The sequence below is a fragment of the Chitinophaga sp. Cy-1792 genome (assembly GCF_011752935.1).
GTDB lineage: Bacteria > Bacteroidota > Bacteroidia > Chitinophagales > Chitinophagaceae > Chitinophaga.
Map to the genome: position 1 here is coordinate 547,246 of NZ_VWWO01000001.1, position 25,218 is coordinate 572,463.

General features: G+C 44.3%; 22 protein-coding genes. 14 read left to right on the forward strand and 8 right to left on the reverse strand.

The annotated features are described in order from the left end of the window. Positions 1 to 143: 143 nt before the first annotated feature. Together F3J22_RS02290 and F3J22_RS02295 are read right to left on the reverse strand one after the other, a co-directional pair. The gene (locus F3J22_RS02290; RefSeq protein ID WP_167013886.1) at positions 144 to 764 is read right to left on the reverse strand and encodes a porin family protein; all 621 of its coding nucleotides are present in this window, start codon (positions 762 to 764) and stop codon (positions 144 to 146) included. 283 nt (positions 765 to 1,047) lie between these two features. Continuing rightward, complete coding sequence (locus tag F3J22_RS02295; protein WP_167013888.1) at positions 1,048 to 2,460, reverse strand: TlpA family protein disulfide reductase; 1,413 nt, start codon at positions 2,458 to 2,460, stop codon at positions 1,048 to 1,050. Positions 2,461 to 2,522: 62 nt separating this feature from the next. Here F3J22_RS02295 and rlmD point away from each other — a divergent pair, with 62 nt between their 5' ends. From rlmD to F3J22_RS02345, 10 genes are all read left to right on the forward strand, one after another. Then, a complete protein-coding gene (rlmD, locus tag F3J22_RS02300; protein ID WP_167013890.1) occupies positions 2,523 to 3,938 on the forward strand; it encodes a 23S rRNA (uracil(1939)-C(5))-methyltransferase RlmD in 1,416 nt (471 codons plus the stop codon). Positions 3,939 to 3,956: 18 nt separating this feature from the next. Beyond that, positions 3,957 to 4,775, forward strand: a complete 819-nt coding sequence (locus F3J22_RS02305) for a rhomboid family intramembrane serine protease (protein WP_167013892.1) — start codon at positions 3,957 to 3,959, stop codon at positions 4,773 to 4,775. A 55-nt stretch (positions 4,776 to 4,830) separates the two neighbouring features. Then, a complete protein-coding gene (locus F3J22_RS02310) occupies positions 4,831 to 5,766 on the forward strand; it encodes a rhomboid family intramembrane serine protease (protein WP_167013894.1) in 936 nt (311 codons plus the stop codon). 83 nt (positions 5,767 to 5,849) lie between these two features. Next, the gene (locus F3J22_RS02315; protein ID WP_167013896.1) at positions 5,850 to 6,965 is read left to right on the forward strand and encodes an endonuclease/exonuclease/phosphatase family protein; all 1,116 of its coding nucleotides are present in this window, start codon (positions 5,850 to 5,852) and stop codon (positions 6,963 to 6,965) included. Positions 6,966 to 6,997: 32 nt separating this feature from the next. Continuing rightward, positions 6,998 to 8,137 carry an endonuclease/exonuclease/phosphatase family protein gene (locus F3J22_RS02320; protein WP_167013898.1) on the forward strand — a complete coding sequence of 380 codons (1,140 nt, stop codon included), beginning with the start codon at positions 6,998 to 7,000 and terminating at the stop codon, positions 8,135 to 8,137. A 150-nt stretch (positions 8,138 to 8,287) separates the two neighbouring features. Beyond that, positions 8,288 to 9,790, forward strand: a complete 1,503-nt coding sequence (gene cysS / locus F3J22_RS02325) for a cysteine--tRNA ligase (RefSeq protein ID WP_205195132.1) — start codon at positions 8,288 to 8,290, stop codon at positions 9,788 to 9,790. Positions 9,791 to 9,804: 14 nt separating this feature from the next. Continuing rightward, positions 9,805 to 10,800: a M28 family peptidase gene (locus F3J22_RS02330; RefSeq protein WP_167013902.1), complete on the forward strand. Its 996-nt coding sequence runs from the start codon at positions 9,805 to 9,807 to the stop codon at positions 10,798 to 10,800. A 66-nt stretch (positions 10,801 to 10,866) separates the two neighbouring features. Then, on the forward strand, positions 10,867 to 11,487 hold the full coding sequence (locus F3J22_RS02335; protein ID WP_167013904.1) for an alpha-ketoglutarate-dependent dioxygenase AlkB: 621 nt from the start codon (positions 10,867 to 10,869) through the stop codon (positions 11,485 to 11,487). Between the two features lie 14 nt (positions 11,488 to 11,501). Continuing rightward, positions 11,502 to 12,413: a hypothetical protein gene (locus F3J22_RS02340; protein ID WP_167013906.1), complete on the forward strand. Its 912-nt coding sequence runs from the start codon at positions 11,502 to 11,504 to the stop codon at positions 12,411 to 12,413. A 54-nt stretch (positions 12,414 to 12,467) separates the two neighbouring features. Next, a complete protein-coding gene (locus F3J22_RS02345; RefSeq protein ID WP_167013908.1) occupies positions 12,468 to 13,523 on the forward strand; it encodes an META domain-containing protein in 1,056 nt (351 codons plus the stop codon). Between the two features lie 132 nt (positions 13,524 to 13,655). Here the strand turns inward: F3J22_RS02345 and F3J22_RS02350 are convergent, their stop codons facing one another. The 6 genes from F3J22_RS02350 to F3J22_RS02375 form a co-directional block, all read right to left on the reverse strand. Beyond that, a complete protein-coding gene (locus F3J22_RS02350) occupies positions 13,656 to 13,985 on the reverse strand; it encodes an IPT/TIG domain-containing protein (RefSeq protein WP_167013910.1) in 330 nt (109 codons plus the stop codon). Positions 13,986 to 14,249: 264 nt separating this feature from the next. Beyond that, positions 14,250 to 14,996 carry a succinate dehydrogenase/fumarate reductase iron-sulfur subunit gene (locus F3J22_RS02355; protein WP_167013913.1) on the reverse strand — a complete coding sequence of 249 codons (747 nt, stop codon included), beginning with the start codon at positions 14,994 to 14,996 and terminating at the stop codon, positions 14,250 to 14,252. Positions 14,997 to 15,012: 16 nt separating this feature from the next. Then, positions 15,013 to 16,923, reverse strand: coding sequence for a fumarate reductase/succinate dehydrogenase flavoprotein subunit (locus F3J22_RS02360; protein WP_240154987.1), 1,911 nt, complete (start codon positions 16,921 to 16,923; stop codon positions 15,013 to 15,015). Positions 16,924 to 16,929: 6 nt separating this feature from the next. Continuing rightward, on the reverse strand, positions 16,930 to 17,589 hold the full coding sequence (locus F3J22_RS02365; protein WP_167013917.1) for a succinate dehydrogenase cytochrome b subunit: 660 nt from the start codon (positions 17,587 to 17,589) through the stop codon (positions 16,930 to 16,932). A gap of 88 nt (positions 17,590 to 17,677) precedes the next feature. After that, positions 17,678 to 18,847 carry a porin gene (locus F3J22_RS02370; RefSeq protein ID WP_167013919.1) on the reverse strand — a complete coding sequence of 390 codons (1,170 nt, stop codon included), beginning with the start codon at positions 18,845 to 18,847 and terminating at the stop codon, positions 17,678 to 17,680. Between the two features lie 111 nt (positions 18,848 to 18,958). Beyond that, positions 18,959 to 21,121, reverse strand: a complete 2,163-nt coding sequence (locus tag F3J22_RS02375) for a S46 family peptidase (RefSeq protein WP_167013921.1) — start codon at positions 21,119 to 21,121, stop codon at positions 18,959 to 18,961. Positions 21,122 to 21,354: 233 nt separating this feature from the next. On the opposite strand from F3J22_RS02375, the gene F3J22_RS02380 reads away from it, so the two are divergent. The 4 genes from F3J22_RS02380 (at position 21,355) to F3J22_RS02395 (ending at position 24,708) form a co-directional block, all read left to right on the forward strand. Continuing rightward, positions 21,355 to 21,786: a hypothetical protein gene (locus F3J22_RS02380; RefSeq protein WP_167013923.1), complete on the forward strand. Its 432-nt coding sequence runs from the start codon at positions 21,355 to 21,357 to the stop codon at positions 21,784 to 21,786. A gap of 66 nt (positions 21,787 to 21,852) precedes the next feature. After that, positions 21,853 to 22,452, forward strand: a complete 600-nt coding sequence (locus tag F3J22_RS02385) for a ribonuclease HII (RefSeq protein WP_167013925.1) — start codon at positions 21,853 to 21,855, stop codon at positions 22,450 to 22,452. Between the two features lie 54 nt (positions 22,453 to 22,506). Next, complete coding sequence (gene rpoN / locus F3J22_RS02390; RefSeq protein ID WP_167013927.1) at positions 22,507 to 23,991, forward strand: RNA polymerase factor sigma-54; 1,485 nt, start codon at positions 22,507 to 22,509, stop codon at positions 23,989 to 23,991. Positions 23,992 to 23,997: 6 nt separating this feature from the next. Further along, positions 23,998 to 24,708 (forward strand): hypothetical protein, encoded by a 711-nt coding sequence (locus F3J22_RS02395; RefSeq protein WP_167013929.1) that lies wholly within the window; start codon positions 23,998 to 24,000, stop codon positions 24,706 to 24,708. The last annotated feature ends 510 nt before the right edge of the window (positions 24,709 to 25,218 follow it).

Consider the following 25,218-nt stretch of genomic DNA (forward strand, 5'->3'; position numbering starts at 1 on the left):
CGGTCCGACAAAACTACTAACGAATTTTCAACAAGAAAAGATTGTCTAAAAAAATAGTTTTTAAATAATCAGCGGCCGTTACGAAGAACGCAATAGCCGCTGCCATTATGATTTGGAATATGTTTTTATATATAAAACATTAATTATCTGGAGTGAAATTTATATCCAACGGACACACCAAACGTTCCATTATTAAACTTTCTATCGTTATCTGTATATTTCGCACTATTAAGAAAACTTACATCTCCGTTCAAACCAAAATATAAACCCATAGGTAATTGATAACCGATGTTAAGTGTACCTCCAAAATCAAAGCGTTTCAGCTGGTATACCCCTGCGGCATTATCAAATGCACCTACGTTACCATTGATCGTATTTTTATAATTACCACCTACGCCCAGTGCAAAATATGGACCTACACCCAATACTATCCGGCCATTTCCAACTTCAGGTGAAAACTGGAAGGTAACCGGCAATTGCAGGTAACTTAATAGTGCTTTTGTATCTGTGTCTTTAAATTTACCTCCTTTACCTTCATATAGTAACCCTGTTCCGATTCCGCACTCATCTGTTAACGGAATATCCACTGTAACCCCTCCGCGGAAGGTTGTCAGAATGCTGCTATTTCTTTTACTGTTTCCGTCAATAAAATCTCTGTACTTAAAGGCAGAAAAATTTGGACCTGCAATGATTCCCCATTGTACCTGCCCAAATGAAACGATTGCCACAAACAATGCTGCAACGGTTAACACTAGCTTTTTCATCTCTTTTGGATTTTGTTAAAGGGAGAAAGTGCATATACCAGGCTCATATATCACTCCATTTCTTCTCTTCGAGAATTATAGTTTTAACAATGCCTGTTATGCCCTAATTACAAAACCGGTAAAAGATTGTTCTGGCTAATGCGGTCGCTATTCATTATAAACAACTGATAATCATATACCTATAGCCTTAAAAATAAAAACCGGGGAAGATATCTCCCCCGGTTTTTAAAAATATAATTTAGCCCTTACGGGCAGATGCGCTTATGCTGCTGTTTTAAGGTCGCTATTTTGAAGCGGTTGCCTTATCACCTTTATCTTCCCTCCTGGATAAAACCTGGTCCAGCTGTTCCACGCCAAGCCTTTTGGCAACGATTTTCTTCTTTTCATCCAGCAGGTAGACAACCGGTGTAGAATATACATCGTATAAGCGTCTGTAATTGCTGGTAGACTGAGGATCAGATGCATGTATCCAGCCCTTCAGGTGATGATCTTTAATAAAGGATATCCATTCTTCCCTGGAACCTTCCGTTTTAATACCGATCATCTTAACGCCCTGCGCCTTCCATTTTGCATTATAGGCAGAATCAAGTCTTGGCACCTCTATTTTGCAATGCCCGCAGGTAGGGTCCCAGAAAACCAGGATTGTATATTTTGCCTGGGTTTTATACAATGAAATCGCTTGCGAGGCGGTGTCTTTCAACTCCAGCTGTGCCGCCTGCTGGCCGATCAGATTAGGCGCCAAAGCGTAGGCCCTGTTTATAATCTTATTTTTTTGTTCGTCGTTTAACCAATAAGCCTCCCCTCCAACATAATATTTCTCTACCAGGTGAACGAAGACGGCATCCATACCCATATAAGGAGAGGACTCATAATTATATGTAAGCCACCACAATACAAATTTGAATACTTCTTTATTCTTGCGTGTACGATCGATCATTACATCCGCTTCCACATTAATAGAATCCGGCATGCCTATCACCAGCTGGGTGAAGTATTTCTGCAACTTAGCTTCCAGCACAGGCGTACGCACCAGCCTGTCGGAGGTAAGGTCTACATTATCCCAGTAGTGTGTTTTGAAATACCTGTATGCAAAAAGGGAATCTTCATTAGCCGGTTTGGTGGGCACTTCAGGCTCACGCATGGCATTGAAGATAGTAGAGAGAATATTATCCGGATGCTCTTTGATAAATTTCAGACGGTAATCCTGGATTTTCGTCATCAGTGCGGTCTGTAAAGGCTGTACTTTGGCCGTATCGTCGGCTGTTCTGGCAGCCTTCAGTTTGGCCTGGATTTCTTTACCATCCGCATCCTGGGCAGCCAGGAACTTATTATAGGCCAGGAAGAAGTCGTTATCCGCAGAGTTTTTATAAGTGGTTTTGTTTACAAAATCACTGGTATCGATACCTACTTCAAATACCTGGTGCTTATCGATCAGGGTTTCTATATATCGTTGTTTATCAGGCATTACCAGCAGGTAAATACCGGCATTTAGCGGCGTCTTGCCTTTCAGTACGGCAACTCCGGCCGGACTAATATCAGCAGAATCAGCCAGGAAGGTGCTTTTCCCCATATAATGCCCCAGGAATAGCTTCCCGTCTTTATAATTCTTTAGTTTAACTGTCAGCTGGTAGCCCTGGGCCATCATTTGGCCGTGTACCAGCAAAGTAGCGATCATCAGTAACAGCAGTCTTCGCATAGGATATTTTAAGTACAGGTAAAAATACCCCAAAATCTTAAAATCCATTTACCTTTGCAGCCGTGAGGAAAAAAAATGTTGTATTAGAAAATGTACCTGTCACTGCGTATGCAGCAGAAGGTAAGGCCCTGGCCCGTTTGGATGGCAAGGTCATTTTTATTGAAGGTGGCGTAGTACCCGGAGATGTGGTAGACGTCAGGCTTGGTAAGAATAAAAAAGACTGGGCAGAAGGTAAAGTTGTTCATTTCCATTCTTACTCCGACAAAAGAGTAACGCCTTTCTGTGCCCATTTCGGCACTTGTGGCGGATGTAAATGGCAGATGATGCCCTATAGCCTGCAGCTGGAATACAAGCAGCAACAGGTAGCAGATCACCTGCAACGTATCGGCAAGCTGGAACTTCCGGAAATGAGCCCTATACTGGGTTCGGCCAACACCGAGCACTACCGCAACAAGCTGGAATTTACCTTCAGTAACAAAGCCTACCTCACCGATGCGGAGATAAAAGCCAATAACGGTGAGATAGAAAGAAAACCGGCGCTGGGCTTCCACGTTCCTAAATTATTTGATAAAGTATTGGATATCAACACTTGTTATCTGATGCAGGAACCAGTAAACCTCATCCGTAATACCATCAGGGAATACGCAATTGCCAACGACCTCACATTTTTTGATATCCGCCAACAGGAAGGCTGGCTGCGTAACCTGGTTGTACGTTTGTGTACCACCGGCGAAATAATGGTTAACCTCGTTATTCATTATGAAGATAAAGCTAACCGGATCGCACTGCTGGACCACCTTTTAAAAACAGTACCGGCCATTACGACCGTTTTATATACCGTCAATCCCAAAAAGAACGATTCTATTTTCGATCTGGAACCTAAAACCTATTTTGGTAAAGGATATGCAGAAGAGAAACTGGAAGATTTCACTTTCAAGATCGGGCCTAAATCCTTCTTCCAGACCAACACCTATCAGGGTGAAGTGCTGTATAAGGTTACCCGCGATTTTGCAGGATTAACAGGTACTGAAACCGTTTATGACCTGTATTGCGGTACAGGAAGTATCGGCATCTTTGTTTCCCGTCAGGCGAAAAAAGTAGTGGGGATTGAGCTGATTAAAGAAGCCATTGACGATGCCCGTGAAAATGCGGCTATGAATAATGTCACCAATGCCGAGTTTTATGCCGGAGACGTGGTAGATATCTGTGATGATGCATTTTTTGCACACCATGGCCAGCCAGATGTAATTATCACGGACCCTCCACGTGCAGGTATGCACGAAAAACTGGTGAATAAATTACTGGAAATAGCTGCACCTAAAATCGTTTATGTAAGTTGTAATCCTGCTACACAGGCCAGAGACCTGGCTTTGCTGGATGAGCTTTATACCGTGGAAAAAGTGCAGCCTGTTGATATGTTTCCTCATACTCATCATATAGAGAATGTGGTGTTATTAAAAAAGAGAGCGAATAGATAAATATTAAGTTTAGCCACAATGAATAATGCATTTAGGCCCAGAGGTTTTCACATACCTACTGTCATTAAGAATCTGTTAATCATCAATGGATTGGTATGGCTGATTCAGGTAACCCTGATATACAGGTTCAACTATAACCTGTCGGACCTCTTTGCATTGCATTACTGGAAATCAGATCTGTTCAGGCCATGGCAATTTGTAACACACCTGTTCATGCACGATACTACCGGCGTGGGACATATCGGGATGAACATGCTTACATTGTGGTTTTTTGGCAGCACCCTGGAAGATTATTGGGGTTCCAAACGATTCCTGTTGTTCTACCTGATATGTGGCATGGGAGCCGCTTTCTGCTATATGGGATGGCTCACCTACGATAATATTAAGCTGACGCATGAGGCGGAAGCCTTCCTGAACAATCCTACCCTTAATAATTTTGTCATCCTGGACAATCGTTATGACCTGGGCTTACTATTGCAGAATTATTATAATATGAGCGGCATGCGGGAAGCGATCGGCAATCACGACCCGGCAGCTATCTCTATTGCTAAAGATCTCGTCTATAACCTGGTGGCCGCTTACCGCGATATGCCAATGGTAGGCGCTTCGGGAGCTATCTATGGTATTCTGTTTGCTTTTGGTTACATGTTCCCTAATGATTATATCTACCTGTTTTTTCCTGTAAAGGTGAAATATGTGGTAGGTATTATGATTGCAATGGAACTGGTGCATCAGCTGCAGAGCACATCAGGCGATAACGTAGCGCATGTGGCCCACCTTGGTGGTGCTTTGTTTGCGTTTTTACTGCTCCGGAACTGGAACAGGAAATTGTTGTAATGCACCGTTACTACGGTAATATTGCCGTAATTTTGTATTGAAAATATCTGATACCATGCATACCCTCGAAAAAACGAAGATGTCGGGCCTCTCTCTGGGAGCAGGAAAGAATATGGTAACGCAGTTACTGGTAATCAATCTGACTGTATTTATTTTTCTGTTATTCACGAAAGTGATTTATCAGATGGAAAATGTGGGTGTACCACAATTCTACACGGATATCATGTCCTACCTGCGGGTTCCTTCAGATCCCGGGTTGGCTTTGCGTAGACCATGGACAGTGCTAAGCGCTATCTTCACTCATATTGAAGTGTTACCTGTATTTACCAATATGGTTTGGTTATGGTGTTTTGGCTCTATGCTGCAGCACCTGGCTGGTTATCTGCGTATCCTGCCTTTGTATATTTTCGGGGGGGTAGTAGGTAATATTTTTTATGTACTGGGTATGCAGTTTATTCCCGGCTTCCAGGCAATTGCCGGTGGTGCCGGTGCTATGGGCGCAGCAGGTAGTGTAATGGCAATAGCCATAGGTGCTACCATCATTGCTCCTAAGTACCGTATATTCCCACTCCTGGCAGGTGGCGGTATTCCTCTCTGGATTATTACCGCTATTTACCTCGTGCTCAACATAGGTTCCCATTTCACCAGTACCGGCGGCGTGGTATTTCTGCCTATGCTGGTTGGTGGCGGCCTCGCAGGCTGGGTTTATATGTCGCAATGGAAAAAAGGCAATGACCTGGGTGGTGGTTTCAACAGAGTATCTTTCAAACTTTCCCATATGTTCCATCCGGCGGCTGAACAAAAACTGCCAACCGAACTGCAGGAACACGCAGCAGCAACCGATGACGCAGAACCTCCTTACAAAAGAGTGGGCAAAGTTCCGGAACAACGGCTGAATGAAATTCTTGATAAAATAAATGCCAACGGCATTACATCACTTACTCCTGAAGAAAAGGAAACCCTGGTACGTGCCAGCAATCCTGAAAATTAAGGGTATTTGTATATAGAGATTTGAGTATTTTGTAGTGATTTTGTGCTACAGAATACTCAAATTTTTTTTATCCCAAATACCTGATGAAAACGTTCCTTCGTTTCCTCCTGATCTGTGTCAATATACTTGTACCGCTGGCTTTACTGGCGGCGACCTTCTTCCCTTTTATAGATCCGCATGGCTTCTGGCCCGCCGGATTTGCCGGACTTACCTTCCCGGTATTTTTCTTACTAAATCTTCTCCTGCTCCCCCTCTGGATAATATTAAGAAAAAAATACTGGCTGTTACCGGTACTGGCATTGCTTTTCTCAGCCGATGCAGTGCTTAGAACCTGGGCCATACACCCTTTCAGGGAAAACAAGATGGATAAAACCTATGGTAGCAAGGAGTTTACCGTTATGACCTATAATACCAGCAATATGGGGCTGTTGTATTATAAAGATGTAAAACCGGTGAGAAGCAATGTCTATAATACCGTCGTTTATGCGCAGGCAGATATCCTTTGCCTCCAGGAGTTTTACACCAACGACTGGAAAGAACAGTCCAATAATATCGACAGTATCCGCATGAAGGCGGGCTATGAACATTATTATTTCACGAACGATAAAACCCACTGGGATACTTGGCACTATGGAATTGCCCTGTTTTCCCATCATCCTATTCTGAATGCGACCACTATTCCCTGCGGTTACAGCTCGAATGGCAGTGGCAGCAGCTTTTTACAGGCAGATCTGCTGGTAAACCAGGATACCATCCGGGTAATTACGGTTCAACTGGCATCGTACATGTTTACCAGGGCTGAGTTTAGAGAGATGTACAACTTCAAACAGGGCATGGTAGAGCATAAGGAAGATATTAAGAACCTGGCCAGGAAGATGAAGATGACATTTACCCGAAGGTCGGATCAGGCACGCCAGTTGAGGGCACTGATAACCGCTAGTCCTTACCCGTTGATTGTTTGCGGAGATTTTAACGATACGCCGGTGTCCTATACCTATCAAACGGTGGCAGCACCGCTGCAGGATGCGTTTCTCCGCTGTGGCAGCGGCTGGGGCCGGACGATGTCGTATATGTCGCCCAGCCTGCGGATAGATTACATTCTCCCTTCAAAACAGTTTGAAATTGAGGCCTGTGATGCCATTCGTGTAGCGGACTCAGAGCATTTCCCTGTAATCGCCCGACTGCTATTGAAAAAATAGTAACTTTATACGTTCAACAAAGTACGTAGACAGTGCGATTCTTAAGACTTTTTACAAAAGGATTTTTTGTAATACTGAATATCGCCCTGGTTATATTATTTCTGGCAGCCTGCCTGGCACCCTATATCTCGCCAGCCTGGTTCTGGCCCATCAGTTTTCTGACGCTGGCGTTCCCGTTTTTGCTGGGGTTGCTGGTGGTGTTTATGCTGGCCTGGTTAGTTTTTAATTATCGATATGCGCTACTTTCCGTTATTGCAATATTGTTAGGCTGGAAATCGATTAGTGCATTTGTCGCCTTCAATATGCCGTCAGGAAATAAACCGAAACCTGCCACGGAAAGTATCACGGTAATGAGCTATAATGTAAGCCAGTTCGGCCTTTATAAGGAGCGGGACAGTAAATATAACCGTCAGGCAATGTTTGCGCTTATAAAAAAACAGGAGCCGGATATCGCCTGCTTCCAGGATTTCTATACCGCTGAAAGAAAAAATGATTTCAATAACCGGGAAGATATCTCACATGAGATGAATCTCCCATACAGGTTCTTCTCCAGTGATTTTAACCGTAATGGTAATCAGCACTGGGGTTCTATCATTTATTCCAAATACCCTATCATTGCATCAGATAAGGTAAAGATGAGTGAGGGGCCCCTGAGTGAGAGCCTGATTTACGCAGATATTGTGCGGGATGGTGATACGATCCGGATTGTTAATATGCACCTGGAGTCGTACCGCTTTAATCAAAAGGATTATAAGGCCATCAAAAAAATCAGGAACCAGCAGGACACGGGCCTGGTAGCTACCAAAAGTATTGTGCAAAAGATGCGTGAGGCGTATATTCGTCGCAGTCAGCAAGCCGATATTGTGGGTAATTTTGTCAGACAAAGCCCTTATCCTGTAATTGTTTGTGGAGATTTTAACGATACACCTGCATCTTATACCTACTTTAAGATAAGAGGCAACTTACAGGACGCTTTCCTGCAGAAAGGATTAGGAATAGGCCGCACTTTCAGCGGACTGGCTCCTACCCTTCGCATCGATTATATTTTTGTTAGTCCTTATTTCAAGGTCAACAGTTTCCGGAAAATAAATTCCGATCTTTCTGATCACTACCCGGTGATTTCCAACCTGAGTATCGTTGGCGAAAAACCGGCAGCAGACATGGCTAAATAACAAACGATAAACATTATGAAACATTATTATATTTTTAGTACTGACCGATGTTGTAACGTCTCTTTTTAAACGGGCGACAGAAACAATATTTATCTTTGCAATCCACAATTTTAAACAAGGCATAAGGATTAAATGCCGGTATTACAGCATATGTCAGAACTCAAAATATACAATTCACTACATCGTCAGAAAGAAGTATTTACCCCTATACATCCCGGTCACGTGGGCATGTATGTGTGCGGCCCTACTGTTTCGGGTGAGTCCCATCTCGGACATGCGCGTCCATATATCACCTTTGATGTAGTATTACGTTACCTGCAATTCCTCGGATATAAAGTTCGTTACGTACGTAATATCACTGATGCCGGCCACTTCGAAGAAGAAGGCCGTGAAGCAGAGGATAAAGTCTCTAAAAAAGCATTACTGGAGAAACTGGAGCCTATGGAGCTGGTACAGAAATATACCAATCTCTATCATTGGGCCATGCTTCAGTTCAACAATATTGAACCAAGCATCGAACCTACTGCCACCGGTCATATCATCGAACAGATTGAAATGATCAAAACCATCATGGAAAAGGGTTATGCCTATGAAGTGAATGGCAGCGTGTATTTCGATGTAAAAAAATATGCCGCTTCCCATGATTATGGTATCCTGAGTGGCCGTGTATTGGAAGATATGCTCGAAACCACCCGGGAGCTGGAAGGACAGGATGAAAAACGCAATAAAGTAGATTTCGCCCTGTGGAAAAAAGCACCACCAGAGCATATCATGCGTTGGGCAAGTCCATGGGGCGAAGGGTTCCCAGGATGGCATATTGAGTGCTCTGCAATGAGTGCCAAATACTTAGGTGATCAGTTTGATATTCATGGCGGTGGTATGGACCTTCAGTTCCCTCACCACGAGTGCGAAATTGCCCAGAGCGAGATTGCACATGGTGAAATGATGGCCCGTTACTGGATGCACAACAACATGATTACCATCAATGGCCGTAAAATGGGTAAATCTTATGGAAATACCCTGACGCTCACAGAAATGTTCTCCGGTAACAACCCTCAGCTGGATAAGGCTTATGGCCCGATGGTCATCCGTTTCTTCATCCTCCAGACGCATTACCGCAGTACGCTGGACTTCTCCAACGAGGCGTTACAGGCTGCCGAGAAAGGCTTAAATCGTCTCTGGGCTGCATATGAACTGTCGCAGAAGCTCACCTGGAGCAGCGATGGACAAGCCATCAACGAAGAACTGGACAAACAGGTACGCAGGCTTTGCGAAGAATGCCCTGAGTTCATGAACGATGACTTCAGCACCGCCAAAGTACTCGCCAATCTGTTTGAACTGGTACCTATTGTGAATTCACTGAAAGGCGGCCAGATAAAAATGCATGAACTGAGCGAGGATACTTTCCGTTTATTACAGGAAACCTGGAAACTCTACCTGGTAGAAATTCTGGGTATTAAAATGGAAGTACTGGGTAATGATGAAGATCTGCTCGATGGCGTATTGCAAATGTTGATCAACATGCGCAAAGAAGCCAAAGCCCGTAAGGACTATGCTACTTCTGACAAAATCAGAAATGAGCTGCTGTCTGTAGGTGTTCAGCTGAAGGATGAAAAAGACGGCAGTGTATCTTACAGTATTCAAAAAGACTAATTATATAAAAGATAATGCGCAAAGCTCTTATCGCTTTAATGGCGCTGGCTATGACAGCCGGCGCCTGTCAGCAAAACGGCAAATCATCTGAGGACAACAATTCCGATAGCACAGGAGCAAGTAAAGTAGCCAAAATAGAAGCACCTGTACCTGCTTTCTCTGCTGATTCGGCCTACGCTTTCACCGACAAACAGGTTAGCTTCGGGCCAAGAATCCCGAATACCCCTGCACAGGAAAAATGTGCGGACTGGATTATCGGCAAGCTGAAACAATGGGCAGACACCGTGTATATTCAACGTACCACCGTTATCGGTCCGAAAGGCGAAAAACTCCCTTGTATCAATATCGTGGGCAGTTTCAATCCGGCCAACAAACAACGCGTATTGTTGCTGACGCACTGGGATACCCGTCCCTACGCCGATGAAGACGCTTTCGATAAGAAGAAAAAGCTGGATGGCGCCGACGATGGCGCGAGTGGCGTAGGTGTATTACTGGAAACTGCCCGTCAGTTCCATGCACAGAAGCCGGAAGCCGGTGTTGATCTGCTCTTTGTTGATGTGGAAGATTATGGTATTCCTTCAGATGAGAACTCTTTCTGTCTGGGTACCCAATACTGGGCTAAAAACCCGCATGTTCCGGGATATAAAGCCAATTATGGCATTTTGCTGGACATGGTTGGTGGCCGTAATTCAACATTCTACATGGAAGGTTCTTCCAAGCAATATGCAATGGGCCCGATGAAACTGTTCTGGGATGCAGCCAACAAGATTGGTTATTCCGACTTTTTCAGGTACGAAGATTATGGTTCTTATATTACAGATGACCATATTCCCGTAAATACAATAGCGAAGATCCCTACATTCGATATTATCGCCTGGCAGCAGACAGGGCAGTTTCCTGCACACTGGCATACTACCAACGACAATATGAGTGTGATCGACAAGCGTACGTTACAGGCAGTAGGTCAGACCATACTGCAGGTAATCTATACGCAGCCTTTCAGCTACTAAATTGCTTTTTGCAGGAATTGCATTTATACGCCGGTACAATGCGTAGTAGTGTCTTAACTTAGTGCTATGAGCCTGCAGGGAAGTTTATTTGAAGCCGAAAACACCGGTAAGGAAATCATCCTGATAGCGGATGAGCTGATTTACTATCCGCAATTTTTTTCAATTGCAGATAGCAATCGCTACTGGCAGATATTGCTTGATACCATTAACTGGAAACAGGCGTCCATGATGATGTATGGCCGCGAGGTTTTGTTTCCCAGGTTAATGGCCTGGTACGGAGATGCCGCCACCTCTTATGGTTTCTCCGGAAATACATTTACACCGAATCCCTGGACGGATACGCTGCTCGAGATAAAGGAGCGTATCCGGCAGGTATCGGAATCTCCCTTCAACAGCGTTCTGCTGAATTATTACCGTAACGGAAACGACTCTATGGGCTGGCATGCAGATGACGAGCCGGAGTTAGGTCAAAACCCCGTAATTGCCTCCATAAACTTTGGCGCCACACGCCGCTTCCTGCTCCGACAAACAAAGAACCATTCTGTAAAACATGAAATTGCGATGCAACATGGTTCTCTCCTGCTCATGAAAGGAACCTTGCAACATCATTGGGAACACCAGGTCCCCAAAACGGCCAAACCTGTTGAAGGCCGTATCAACCTGACGTTCCGTTACATATATACTTAAAACCGTTACACCTTATGAACGATCTGGTATTACTGGTAGGAAATGATATTAATAACATTTCCGCCGGGCAAAGCTGGAAAGACCTGCTGCAGGATATCATCGCCTATTGTCATACTACCGATTGTATTAAGGTAGATGACCGGAAACCTTTTTCCCTGCTGTACGAAGAAATCTTCCTCACAGGCATTAAAAAACAGCGCATCAACGAAAAGGACCTCAAGGCCTTCATTGCAGCCAAAACTGCTGAAATACGCCCTAATGAGGTGCATACAGCCATCAGGGAATTGCGTCCTGCACATATCCTTACCACCAATTATGAATTCACCCTGGAGGGAAGAACGCCGGAGCACAGTAATAGTCTTATTAAAGAGCGTTTTTACAGCATTTTCAGGAAGTATACCCTTGATGGTATTCATTACTGGCATATCCATGGCGACTGCCTGAACCCGATGAGCATCAATCTGGGATTTGAGCACTATGGCGGACAGCTGCAATTAATGCGGAATTATGTAGTCAGCGGTACGGTTTACGCCAATAATGAAGTGCCTAAAGCCTCTCTGATAAGGCGTATTCATAACGGGGAAGTTTATTTCCATTCCTGGATCGACCTGTTTTTCACCAAAGACATACATATCCTGGGGCTTTCGCTGGATTTCACGGAAACAGACCTCTGGTGGCTGCTCACCTACAGGGCACGCCAGCAGTTTAACTATCGTAACATCAGTGTTCCTAACAATATCTACTATTATATCCCCGATGAATATACGTTGAGCTCCCAACTAAAGATAGACCTCCTGAAAGCCAATGGCGTGACGGTTATCAGCTTCCCAGGCAAAGATAAAACCGCGTACTACCAGCAAATCATCGCCCAGATAGGCCAATTAGGATACCGGAACAATCTTTGTATAAAGCAGACTCAGATGTAACAAAACAGAGAACCTGAACGCTCTCTTTATTGTTAATAATTAAAATCTTAGTTTATGTTATTGAAATTAGCAGTGGCACTGAGCACATTATTTGTGTCGGCCCAGCAGCAGCCGATTACCCCCAAAACAGAGGTGATGTATGTGAAAGAGAGCAAGGTCCCATGCACGGGAGTGGCTCCCATGGAGTGTTTGCAGGTAAAAACAGCGAACGAATCCGATTGGTCTAACCTATATCAGAATATACAGGGATTCAACTATACACCGGGATATCAGTATAAATTGCTGGTAATGGTATCTCCTGTAAAAAATCCTCCGGCAGACGGATCTTCTATAAAATATACCCTGAAAAAAATATTGGAGAAAAAGAAAGTGACTATTAATACTGGCGCCTCTCCTTTTGTTGCCGGCAAACGCTGGACACTGGAGCAGATGAACGGCGTAACGCTTGATGGTGATAAAATCTGGCTGGAATTTGAGGCCGGAAAAAACCGTTATCATGGTAATGGTGGCTGTAATGGTATTGGCGGTGAGGCAAAAGTGAATGAAGCCGCGGGTATTGTTAGCTTTACCAGGGGCATGAGCACCATGATGGCATGTATTAATGAGCAGGATATGCGCAACGAAACCAACTTCCAGCGTGCATTGGAAGGCAAAACATACAACTACCGCGTTGAAGACGGTCACCTGAACTTCTATGGCAACGGCAGGTTAATGCTTTCCTTCAAACAGACCGGCAACGACCAGAGCTCCAATGAACAACCGGATGTATGGACGTTCATTTCAAGCAAGAAATGGAACCTGATAAAACTGGGTGATAATACTTTAACCGAGTCGGGTATCTGGCTGGAGTTTGATGTAAAGAAAGATCGCTTCTTCGGCAGTGGTGGTTGCAATAGAATCAATGGTGGTATGAAAAAAACCAAAAGCACCGTATCACTGACGCAGGCCATCAGCACCAGAATGGCTTGCAGCCCGGAAATTATGAAAAGAGAGCATGAGTTTCTGCAGGCTATTGGCGGACAAACCTTCAAATTTGATGTAGCAGAACAAACACTTAATTTCTATCAAAAGAATAAATTAGTGATGATCTTCGGTATGCAGGATAAATAATCAGATCAACGTTACGAGCAATAGATTTAACTGAATTCTTCTGACTGTTTCCAGAAAACTTATTATATCTAAACCGCAACAAAAAGAAAAGGTCTTCAATTGAAGACCTTTTCTTTTTGTTACTAACTGCAATTACTTAGTGGGAATGGCGGCCGCTAGCAATGCAGGATGAGAGTTGTATTCAAACAAAATCGGATTAGAACTTTCCTCACCTACGATTACCATCACCGGTACTGTCCCTGCTTTATGAGGTGGTACTTTTACTAAGAGATACTTTGGTGTTGCATCCACTACAACTGCCTTCACATCACCAAATTTTACCACGTTCTGCAATCTATCATTGCTGAAACCGTGTCCTTTGATCCTGATAAAGTTCCCGGAATTACCACTTACCGTTTCCTTTGCCAGGGGTTCTTTCTTTTCGTTTTTGGGGGTGCATGCAATAATGCAAACAAATAACATAGCGAGGGGTGTCGCAAACAATTTCAAATTTTTCATTTCTTAATGCTTATTTGGGGGTCACAAACCCTGTTACAATAAATTACCGGGGGTTAACATGGTTACACCTGATACGTGTATTAACTTTGTGTGTAACATCGATTCGGTATTCAAACGGTGCAAATTTACCGAGTATCTTTAACAAAAATCTACGTAGATATACGCTAATTAAAAAATACGTATAAATACGTATAAATACGCATACGGCTATATGAAGCTGATAATCAACTACTTTTTCAGAGCATGTGCCTTGTTGAACTCCCAGTTCATACGTGCAATATGCAAAACAGAGATCTCCTGAGGGCATTCCGCCTCACAGGCTTCCGTATTACTACAGTGCCCGAACCCCTCCTCATCCATCTGCTTTACCATATTCAGCACCCGTGCCTGTGCCTCCTCCTTACCTTGCGGCAAAAGTGCCATATGCGTAATCTTCGCACTGGTGAAAAGCGCCGCACTTGAATTTTTACATACCGCCACGCAGGCGCCACAACCAATACAGGCAGCGGCATCAAAGGCCGATTCCACCAAAGGAGAGCTTATCCGGGTAGTATTAGCCTCCGGCGCCTGGCCTGTATTCGTAGAGATAAATCCGCCCGACTGGATAATTCTGTCAAAGGGACTTCTATCTACCTTCAGGTCACATTTAACCGGAAAGGCCGTTGCCCTGAATGGTTCCACATATATTTCATCTCCGTCCCTGAATGTCCGCATATGCAGCTGACAGGTAGTAGTATTCTTTAACGGCCCATGAGGGCGCCCGTTAATCATTATTCCACACTGCCCGCAAATGCCCTCCCGGCAATCGTGGTCAAACTCCACCGGCCGGATTCCCTGTTTCATCAATTGCTCATTCAGCATATCCAGCATCTCCAGGAAAGACATATCATCACTCACATTATTTAGTTCGTAAGATTCCATCTTACCGGCAGCATCCTGAGTTTCCTGCCTCCATACCTTTAAGCGTATATGCATTACCGATAGTTTTAGGTTATTTATACGAACGCACTGTTGGTGTAACAAATTCAAAATGAAGTGGTTCCTTATGCAGCAAAGGTGGCTTATCCGCTCCCTGCCACTCCCAGGCAGAGATAAAGGAAAAGTCTTTATCGACACGTAATGCCTCGCCGTCAGGAGTTTGATACTCTTCGCGGAAATGCGCTCCGCAGGACTCATTGCGGGTCAGCGCATCATAACACATCAGCTCTCCCAGTTCCAGGTAATCGGCCACTCTTCCTGCCTTTTCCAGTTCAGCATTTACTCCCAGACCCTGTGGCACATACAGGTCTTTATAAAAATCTTTACGCAAATCTTTAATGGCTGTTATAGCTTCCTCCAAACCCGCGGCAGACCTGGACAATCCACATTTATCATACAGTATTTTCCCTAAGGCCCTATGAAAGAAATCAGCAGGCTGCTTTCCCTGTATAGCCAGCAATAGCCGTAGTTGTTCCTTGACATTATCTTCTGCCTCCGCAAAAGCAGGATGGTTAAGATCTGCCAGCGGCGTACGGATTTCATCTGCCAGGTAATTCGCTATGGTGTAAGGGGTAATAAAATATCCATCTACACATGCCTGCAGTAAAGAGTTAGCACCCAGTCTGTTAGCACCATGATCAGCGAAATTGGCCTCTCCCAATGCATAGAGTCCGGGGATGGTGGTCATCAACTCATAATCTACCCATAATCCTCCCATAGAAAAATGCGCTGCGGGAGAAATACGCATCGGTTCAGTATATGCGTTTACGTTAGTAATCTTCTGGTACATCCTGAAGAGGTTACCATATTTTTTCCGGATGGCGTTCTCTCCCTGTTCACGTATAGCCTTGCTGAAATCCAGGTATACGGCGTTTTTCAGGGGACCGATACCGTAACCGGCATCAATTCTTTCTTTGGCCGCCCTGGAAGCAATATCCCGGGGAGACAGATTACCAAAGGCTGGGTAACGTCTTTCCAGATAATAATCTCTCTCCTCTTCCGGTATCTGGTTAGGGGGCCGCTGGTCATCCTTTTGCTTTGGTACCCAGATTCTTCCGTCGTTCCGGAGTGATTCAGACATCAAGGTAAGTTTACTCTGGTATTCGCCCGATTGCGGTAAACTGGTAGGGTGTATCTGCGTCCAGCTGGGGTTTGCTATGAGTGCGCCTTTTTTATGGGCCCTCCAGATGGCACTGCCATTGCAGCCCATCGCTAATGTGGAAAGGAAATAGATCTTTCCGAAACCGCCGGTAGCCAGGATCACCGCATGTCCGGCATGGCGCTCAATAGCGCCGGTATCCATATTTCGTATGATCACACCTTTAGCCTTGCCATCTATTACCACCAGGTCCTGCATTTCGTGACGTGCAAACAGTTGAACAGTGCCGGCAGCTACCTGTCGCATTAAAGCCTGGTAAGCGCCCAGCAGCAACTGCTGCCCTGTCTGGCCCCTGGCATAGAATGTTCTGGAAACCTGTACCCCACCAAAAGACCTGTTATTAAGATATCCTCCATATTCTCTCCCAAACGGCACTCCTTGCGCTACGGCCTGATCTATCAGACTGGTACTACATTCTGCGAGGCGGTAAACATTCCCCTCTCTTGCCCGGAAGTCGCCCCCCTTAATGGTGTCATAAAACATCCTGAACACGCTGTCGCCGTCGTTTTTATAATTCTTACAGGCATTCACGCCTCCCTGTGCCGCTACAGAGTGAGCTCTTCGGGGAGTATCCTGAAAACAGAAACTTTTTACCTTATAGCCCATCTCCCCCAGGGAGGCCGCAATGGAACTACCTGCCAGCCCGGTACCAACGACAATGATTTCCAGCTTTTTCCTGTTGGCAGGGTTCACCAGTTTCGCATGTGCTTTGTAGTTACTCCACTTATCTTCAAGTGGTCCATCAGGTATTTTAGATTCCAGCATCACCAACTATTTTAGAAAATGAACGTATACGGGTATGAATGCAAATCCGGCGCAAATGCCTACACTATATATCCAGCCAAAGATTTTTATCCAGCGGACATACTTAGGATGATATACGCCCAATGTCCGGGCTGCGCTGAAGAAGCCATGCAACAGATGATAACAGAGCGCCACCATACAAAGTACATACACGCCTACATACCAGCCAATACTGTAAACGGAAACAACCAATGTGTATAAATCCTTATGGCCGGCGGGATCCAGCGGCAAGGAACCGAATTTGTATACATACCAGAAATCCCTGAAATGTATCACCAGGAAGATAAAAATGATGGTACCCAGCAGGCCCATATTCCTGCTCTGCCAGGTGCTTACAGCGCTGCGCCTGTCGTAATGATAGGATTGTTTACGCGTACGTTTATTCTTCAGCGTTATAATGGCAGCATATACTATATGCGCTATTATGCTGGCATAGAGTATATAAGAAATAATATTGATGATGATATTGCCCGAAAGCAGGTGCGAGTAAGCATTAAACATATCTCTCGATCGTTCTCCCGGAATCAGCAGCTGCAGGTTTCCCAGCAGATGAATAACCAGAAAAAAACAGAGAAACAATCCGGTGAGTGCCATCCAAATTTTCTTCGTAAGTGTAGATTGTTGCATAACAATGATTTTAAAACTGCCTGAATCATAAAGCCCATTAGTTGCGTGTATCCATTCCAACAACTTAACAGCTAAACCGCCCTACTTGTTATAACCTGCATTGTACCTGTAAAATCATCAGGTTGCTATTGTGTATTTTTGTGCCGGCAATATCTTTCTGATAATCATCAATCTGCATTCCTAACTGAATTCTTCCTCCATAATCTTTTAAGAAAGCGAAACTGATCATAGGTATATAAGTATTCCGGCCAATACCATCGTGCTTTTCATTCTCATTAAAATATTCGTATCTCATCGAAAACTCAATGGAAGTGAGTTTTTTATACCGGATATTATAGCGGAGGTTGGGTAGTATGTAGATGCCTCCCATTACATATTGATCAATGGGATATTTACGAAGCGAGTCTGGTAGTCCGTAATACAGTACATGGTTGGTGCCGCGTTTATATTCGGATTGCAGTTCCAGGTCGAGCTTAGGGGCGATGGGTATAACGGTACTGACGTCTATCCCGGTCGCATATACGCCTTTATTATGTACATTTCCCCAGCCACCATTGAGTCCAACCGCGATCACACTGGCTTTTCCCAGTTCGAGGCGGCCGGTCACCAGTTTACCGTTGTCATTGTCCTGTACCTGGTTGCGGTTGTTGCCGTTTACTGCTGAAACCGCATATTTTATGGGGATATTACCCGTTTTATTGAATTCGCCGAACATGGAAATACCCAGCTGAAAGCTTTGCCAGCCGTTATTACCGAAAGCATAGTATTGATTGGAGAAATCCATGGATTTCACGATATCCACCGGATAGAGGTCTTCCAGTCCGAAGGATGGGCGGAATTGCCCTATGGTAAAGTGAATGGCGTCATTCCATTTGTAGGAGATATAGGCATTTTCCAGTACTTTTCCTTTAGGGTCTGAGGCAAAATCAGCGAGGTTGACCAGTACTGCCGCCGTAAGGCGGTCGCTGACATCAGCTTTCAGCTGGAGGCGTGCTCTTTTCAGGCTAAAGCTGTTACGCACCACATCGACACTATCTGAAGGCCGGTAATGGAGCCCATTCACATCGACATTATCATTTAGAGAAACCGTATACCGGGCCTGGAATACACCACCGACCGTAATTTTCTTCAGGAAATTCTTTGGCACGGAGTCCGTTCCTGCTGTATCTTTTACTGGCGGGGCAGGCAGCAGCAGCGCAGCCCGGGCATTGGCAGAGATCAGCAGACAGCACAGGAAAAACAAAATTCGTATATGCATGCACGATGATGATTGTCTCCGTGATTAACACCGCATAAAACGAAAATGTTTGAAATAAAAAGCCCGCCTCTACTGCGTAGAGACGGGCTTCAGTTTTATTAAAGACTGAAACTATTTTACCAGTTTCAACTCGTTGATGATATTTTTAGCACCACCCAGTTTTTCGATGCACCACAGTACATAGCGTACATCTACACAGATAGTACGGTTGTAGTTGGAGTCGAACTGGATTTTGTGGCTGAGTGCTTCGTAGTTACCATCGAAGGCCAGACCGATCAGTTCACCGTTAGCGTTGATTACCGGGGAACCAGAGTTACCGCCGGTGATATCGTTGGTAGTGATGAAGCAAACTACGACATCATTACGTTTCGCATCTTTATACTGACCGAAATCTTTTTTGTTATAGAGGTCTACATAGTTTGCCGGCAGATCGAATTCATAATCACCAGGAACATATTTCTCGATAACCCCTTTCATCGTACATACGTAGTCGTAGTTAACGGCATCACGCGGAGAGTAAGGTTTCACCTGGCCGTAAGATACGCGCATGGTGAAGTTTGCATCCGGGTATCTGTTGGCGTTAGGCTGCATTTGCATTACACCTTTCAGGTATTCGCGGCCCAGGTCATTGTTTTTAGCAACAAACTGCTGGTACAGCGGCAGGTATTTACCCTGATAGTTTTTCAGGAATGCGCTTGCATAGGCAAAAGCAGGATCATTCTGCAGCGTTACTGCATCCGGGTTAGCGATGAAGGCATTCCATTTGGCATCGTTGAAAATCATGGTGTTAGCCATGAGATTAGCTGCCCACATGTTATAGGTTTTATCTTCATCCAGCGGACCATATTTCGCTTTCAGCTCATCATAGAAACCGCCTGGTTGCTGATCTTTAGGGATATCAGTGTAGAACATATGACAGGTAGCTGCCAGGATTTTCTGATCGCTTGGTTTATTTTCAGCAGCGAGGAAATTTGTTCTTGCTGCTTTAGCTGCTTCGATCGCCTGCTGTAAAGTTTCTTTAGGAACATTGGCAGTTGCCAGTGCTCTTTCCAGACCTGTCAGGGAACCAGCAAAGGCAGCTACCGGAGAACCCAGTACACCTTCGGTCAGGTATATACGGCCTTTTGCATAAGGGCTCCAGGCTTTATAGGCAGCAGCATAGTCATTAAATACGCCGGCAAACTCTGGTTTGTCCTGCGCCCATTTAATAAAAGCAGCTTCCTGTTTTCTTTTTTCATCCAGTACGTGGTATTTTTCCAGCTGTTTGGTTTCGCCGTCGAAGAATTTCCAGTAGTTAGCGATGCCGGCATAGGAAGAAGCCAGTTGCAGTTTAACTGCAGGGTCTTTCTTCATCTGCTCGAACATTGCTTTCAGGCGCACGTCGCGGAGATTAACAACAGAAGGGTTTTCCACAGTAGTTTTCAGCTCCACACCGTAAGAAGTTTCGTAACGGTTGGTACCACCAGGATAACCAAAGATCATGGCATAATCATTTTCTTTGATTCCTTTTATGGAAACCGGCAGGAAATGTTTAGGTTTCAGCGGAACGTTTTCTGCAGAATATGGAGCTGGTTTACCATCTTTGTTGGCGTATACGCGGAAGATGGAGAAATCGCCGGTATGACGTGGCCATTCCCAGTTGTCGGTATCGCCACCGAATTTACCAACGCTTTCAGGTGGAGCGCCAACGAGGCGGACATCTGTATAGCGTTCGTAAACGAAGAGCAGGTATTGGTTGCCTTTGAACATCGGAACTACTTTTGCTTCGTAACCGTTGCCATTAGTAGCTTTAGCGATGATATCGGCATAAATTTCCTGTTCTTTTTTGGCTCTTTCGGCGCCATTGAGACCTTTTACAACGTCTTCTACCTGTTTGGTAACATCATCTACCTTTACCAGGAACTGAACAGATAACTTCGGAGAAGTAATTTCCTGTTGTTTGTTCTGGGCATAGAAGCCATTTTTGAGGTAGTTATGTTCTACTGAGCTGGCAGAAGCGATTGCATCATAGCCGCAGTGGTGATTGGTGAAGATCAGCCCTTCGTTGGAAACTATTTCACCGGTACAGCCACCACCAAAAATTACGATTGCATCTTTGATGGACGCTTTGTTGATGCTGTACAGTTGATCCTTCGTCAGTTTGAGGCCTCTTTTCACCATATCGTTATACGTCTGCTGCCCCAGCAAATAGGGAAGCCACATGCCCTCATCCGCTTTGGCCCATTTAATACTGAAGGCCATCAGGAGGAGCAAAACCACTAGATGTTTTCTCATAGTTTGTGCAGATTTATTTTTAAGGACCTCAAACCTAGGCTTTTTTTTCGTTATAAGCAGCAGGAAACAGTTATTGACGGCTAAATGCAGGGGATCTCTCCAAATAAAATCATCAAAAATGTGTATCAAAATAAAAAACTGGAATATGTTTTGATTATGGGAGCTTCAAATGGCCATGCCAATTATTATAAATCCCCTGTGAATCAGGATAAATTCTTTAAAACCTGTAGTATATGAATAAACTATTTTTCGTATTTGGAATCGCGGCACTTGTTTCCTGCCATTCCGGTACTACCCAGGAAGAGAAAAAGGATTCTGTTAAGAGTGACCTGCAACAGGCAGGCGACAATTTAAAATCAGCAGCAAATAATGCGGGTGATTATCTGCAGGAGCAGAAAAAACAGACGATAGACACCCTGAATGACAGGATTGCTGAATTAGACAAGGCGGCTGATGAATTAAAGAAAAAAGGTGATAAAAAAAGTCTGGAAGCCAGAAAGAAACTGGAAGAATTGAAATTACAGATGCAGCAGGAAATCGAGGATGTAAAACAGGCCAGTGCTGAGAAATGGGACAGCACCAAAAAAGCGGCAGATGAATTTGGAAAAAAATCTGAAAAGCTATGGGCTGATTTTAAGCACGATTTCAAAGACCTGTTCAAATAGCACGGGCCGGGAGCTTGTTCCTTGTCGATTATTCATGTAATTTTACCCGGCTTAACCGATTGAACTTTGCTACTAACTCGATATCAGGATTTATTCTACGAAGCTGGCTGTGATGAAGCCGGACGCGGGTGCCTCGCAGGACCCGTATTTGCGGCGGCGGTAATATTACCGGCCAATTTCAAGCATCCTTTGCTGAATGATTCCAAGCAGATGAAAGCTACGGACAGGGATAAACTGAGAAAGATAATAGAGAAAAAAGCTATCTGTTATGCAGTTGCCAGTGTTGATAATGTGGAGATTGACAAGATTAATATCCTGAAAGCATCCTTTAAAGCGATGCACCTGGCACTGGATCAGTTGGTACAACGCCCGGAATATATCCTGGTGGATGGCAACAGGTTCACACCCTACGGCGATATTCCATACGCCTGTATTATTGAGGGTGACGGAAAATATGCTTCCATTGCCGCTGCTTCTGTGCTGGCGAAAACATATCGCGATGAGTACATGCAGCAATTGCACCAGGAGCACCCTCATTTTGGCTGGGACACCAATATGGGATACGGCACAAAGAAACACCGCGAGGCCATACAGGTACACGGTGAAACATCTTACCACAGGAAATCATTCCGTTTGCTGCCTGAGCAGCTGGAACTGGACCTGTAGGGAATTTTTAAAATATAATTCACCAATCACTGCTAAAATGATTGGGACTGAGATATGTTAAAACAGACACAACAACAAAAGTTATTACAGAAGCTGTCGCCACAGCAGATTCAGTTAATGAAGCTGCTGCAGGTGCCTACTGTCAATCTGGAAGAAAGAATCAAAGAAGAACTGGAGGAAAATCCTGCCCTGGAATATGGTGAAGATGCACACGAAGATGAGTTCAAGGAGCAGGATGAATTTGAATCCGGCGATGATGATGATTTTGAGCCGGATGGCAGTGAGTCTGAATATGATAATATTGATATCTCGGAATATGTGAGTGACGGAGATGATGAAGTAGCAGATTATAAATTAAGAGATGATAACTACCCTGATCCGGATGAAAGCAACAAAACCATCCCGGTGAGAGTGGAGACCTCTTTCCATGAACATTTATTAAGTCAGCTGGGCATGCTGGAGCTGGACGAGCGCCAGAATGCCATTGCAGAACAAATTATCGGCAGCATCGATGATGATGGTTATCTCCGCAGGGAAGTAAGTGCCATTGTGGATGACCTGTCTTTCTCCCAGAATGTATCTACAGACGAAGAAGAGATTAAGGAGCTGATTAAGAAGATACAGGAGTTTGATCCGCCGGGTGTTTGCTGCGGGGATCTGAAAGAATGTCTGTTATTGCAGTTAAAACGTAAATCCCAGGAGGATCCGGGTGTACGTACTGCGTATATGATCCTGGAGAATTATTTCGACGAGTTTACCAAGAAACATTACGAGAAAATACAGAAAGCGCTGGGATTATCTGATGAGGCGCTGAAAGAGTCCATCAACCAGATCATTCGTCTGAATCCCAAGCCTGGAGGCAATTATGCTACGCTTAACAAAGCAGAAAGCTATGTATTGCCAGATTTCTTCATTTTGAACAACAGCGGTAAACTGGAGCTGACCCTTAATTCCCGGAATGCGCCTGATTTACGTATTTCCGGTGGTTACCGGGAGATGCTGAAGGAGTATGACCGTGGTGATAAAAAAGATAAGCGTCAGAAAGAAGCTGTTTTATTTATTAAACAGAAGATAGATGCCGCGAAATGGTTTATTGACGCCATCAAGCAACGCCAGCATACGTTGTTGTCTACCATGGAGTCTATCATGGATTACCAGCGTGAATTTTTCCTGACGGGAGATGAAACGACCATGAAGCCAATGATCCTGAAAGATATTGCAGATCGTACCGGACTGGATATTTCTACTGTCAGCCGTGTGGCCAACAGTAAATATGTACAAACAGAGTTTGGTACGTTCAAGCTGAAGTTCTTCTTCTCAGAATCGCTGTCGACAGATAGTGGAGAGGAAGTATCGACCAGGGAAGTAAAGAAGATTTTATCAGATCTGATAGAAGCGGAGAATAAGCGTAAGCCGTTGAGTGATGAGCATCTGACGAAGATGTTGCAGGACAAGGGCTACAATATTGCACGCAGAACAGTTGCCAAATACCGTGAGCAGTTGAATATTCCTGTAGCACGATTAAGAAAAGAATTATAACAGCACATGCACGATCAAGCATTACCATACCATGAAAGTCGCCAGCAGCCCAACAATGGAGATCAGGCGCCGGAGTTTTCGAAAGGAGCGAAATTACTTGCACAGGTAGTTTCCTATATCACGCATCCGCTGTTTATTCCATTACTGGTTACTTTCCTGTTATTGCAATCACTGCCGGAATACTTTGTGGCATTCAAGCAGGAGAGCAGGAAATTTCCGTATGACCTGCTGTATTTCCGTGTGGGACTGATCAGCTTATTATTTCCGTTGCTGACGGTGGTGCTGGCAAAAACGCTGGGCTTTATTTCGTCTATTTATCTGAATACGCAGCGCGACAGGATTATTCCATATGTGGCCATCATTATATATTATTTCTGGGCTTTTTATACTTTTTTAGAAGAAGGCAGGGCCCCTAAGTTTTATAGTGCTTTTTTCCTGGGGATGTTCCTGGCAATTTCTATATCATTCGTTACCAATAGTTTCTGGAAGACGAGTATGCATGCTACCGGTTGGGGTGGCGTGATTGGATTTTTGTTATCGCTGATGTGGGGAATGCATATGAATGTGGCTATGCCGCTGGTAATTACCTTTATGGTAGCGGGTATTGTTGGCACCTGCAGAATGATATTAAAGGCGCATACGCCGGCGGAGATTTATCTTGGCTTTAGTATAGGAATTATTACGCAGCTGGCTTCCTGCTGGATGCTGGTGGTATAAATAAAAAGCCCGTTTCTCTGTTGTTAAGAACAGGGAAACGGGTGTGAGGAGCTTACAACAGGGGAAGAAAGAGTTTTTGGGGTTGACCTTTACAGCCTTTCGGGCTGTAACGTTGGATGTAAGGCCAAGGGGTAGGCTAACAAACAACTAACAAACAGTGTGGGTATAACTTCAACAACTAAACTTGACAATACAAAACTCCAAAATTTTTCATTGTAACTCAAGCGTATAATTACGCTTTTTGAAAAAGCGGTATTAGTCGCAGTTCTTGCGTAGTCTTGCCCAGAGAGGATTTACAGCATTAACCCCTTATTATTATAGTCCTGTTTTTCAGGTTTTCGGAAAGTTTTCGGGAGATAAAAATCATTACGCACATTCAATGCGTAATGCGTTGCGATCTTTGTTGTGTTGATGAGCGATAAGCTTTGAAACGAGCTACAGATACTAGTTTTTTTAGTAATTAAAATAAAATGCTAAAAAATTTAGGAAAATCAAAAAATAGTTATAATT

What these genes read in the sequence shown, in the direction of transcription:
- F3J22_RS02290 (WP_167013886.1), bottom strand. Translation starts at nt 764, where the DNA reads ATGAAAAAGCTAGTGTTAACCGTTGCAGCATTGTTTGTGGCAATCGTT.
- F3J22_RS02295 (WP_167013888.1), bottom strand. Translation starts at nt 2,460, where the DNA reads ATGCGAAGACTGCTGTTACTGATGATCGCTACTTTGCTGGTACACGGC.
- F3J22_RS02305 (WP_167013892.1), top strand. Translation starts at nt 3,957, where the DNA reads ATGAATAATGCATTTAGGCCCAGAGGTTTTCACATACCTACTGTCATT.
- F3J22_RS02310 (WP_167013894.1), top strand. Translation starts at nt 4,831, where the DNA reads ATGCATACCCTCGAAAAAACGAAGATGTCGGGCCTCTCTCTGGGAGCA.
- F3J22_RS02315 (WP_167013896.1), top strand. Translation starts at nt 5,850, where the DNA reads ATGAAAACGTTCCTTCGTTTCCTCCTGATCTGTGTCAATATACTTGTA.
- cysS (WP_205195132.1), top strand. Translation starts at nt 8,288, where the DNA reads ATGTCAGAACTCAAAATATACAATTCACTACATCGTCAGAAAGAAGTA.
- F3J22_RS02330 (WP_167013902.1), top strand. Translation starts at nt 9,805, where the DNA reads ATGCGCAAAGCTCTTATCGCTTTAATGGCGCTGGCTATGACAGCCGGC.
- F3J22_RS02335 (WP_167013904.1), top strand. Translation starts at nt 10,867, where the DNA reads ATGAGCCTGCAGGGAAGTTTATTTGAAGCCGAAAACACCGGTAAGGAA.
- F3J22_RS02340 (WP_167013906.1), top strand. Translation starts at nt 11,502, where the DNA reads ATGAACGATCTGGTATTACTGGTAGGAAATGATATTAATAACATTTCC.
- F3J22_RS02345 (WP_167013908.1), top strand. Translation starts at nt 12,468, where the DNA reads ATGTTATTGAAATTAGCAGTGGCACTGAGCACATTATTTGTGTCGGCC.
- F3J22_RS02350 (WP_167013910.1), bottom strand. Translation starts at nt 13,985, where the DNA reads ATGTTATTTGTTTGCATTATTGCATGCACCCCCAAAAACGAAAAGAAA.
- F3J22_RS02355 (WP_167013913.1), bottom strand. Translation starts at nt 14,996, where the DNA reads ATGCATATACGCTTAAAGGTATGGAGGCAGGAAACTCAGGATGCTGCC.
- F3J22_RS02360 (WP_240154987.1), bottom strand. Translation starts at nt 16,923, where the DNA reads ATGCTGGAATCTAAAATACCTGATGGACCACTTGAAGATAAGTGGAGT.
- F3J22_RS02365 (WP_167013917.1), bottom strand. Translation starts at nt 17,589, where the DNA reads ATGCAACAATCTACACTTACGAAGAAAATTTGGATGGCACTCACCGGA.
- F3J22_RS02370 (WP_167013919.1), bottom strand. Translation starts at nt 18,847, where the DNA reads ATGCATATACGAATTTTGTTTTTCCTGTGCTGTCTGCTGATCTCTGCC.
- F3J22_RS02375 (WP_167013921.1), bottom strand. Translation starts at nt 21,121, where the DNA reads ATGAGAAAACATCTAGTGGTTTTGCTCCTCCTGATGGCCTTCAGTATT.
- F3J22_RS02380 (WP_167013923.1), top strand. Translation starts at nt 21,355, where the DNA reads ATGAATAAACTATTTTTCGTATTTGGAATCGCGGCACTTGTTTCCTGC.
- rpoN (WP_167013927.1), top strand. Translation starts at nt 22,507, where the DNA reads ATGTTAAAACAGACACAACAACAAAAGTTATTACAGAAGCTGTCGCCA.
- F3J22_RS02395 (WP_167013929.1), top strand. Translation starts at nt 23,998, where the DNA reads ATGCACGATCAAGCATTACCATACCATGAAAGTCGCCAGCAGCCCAAC.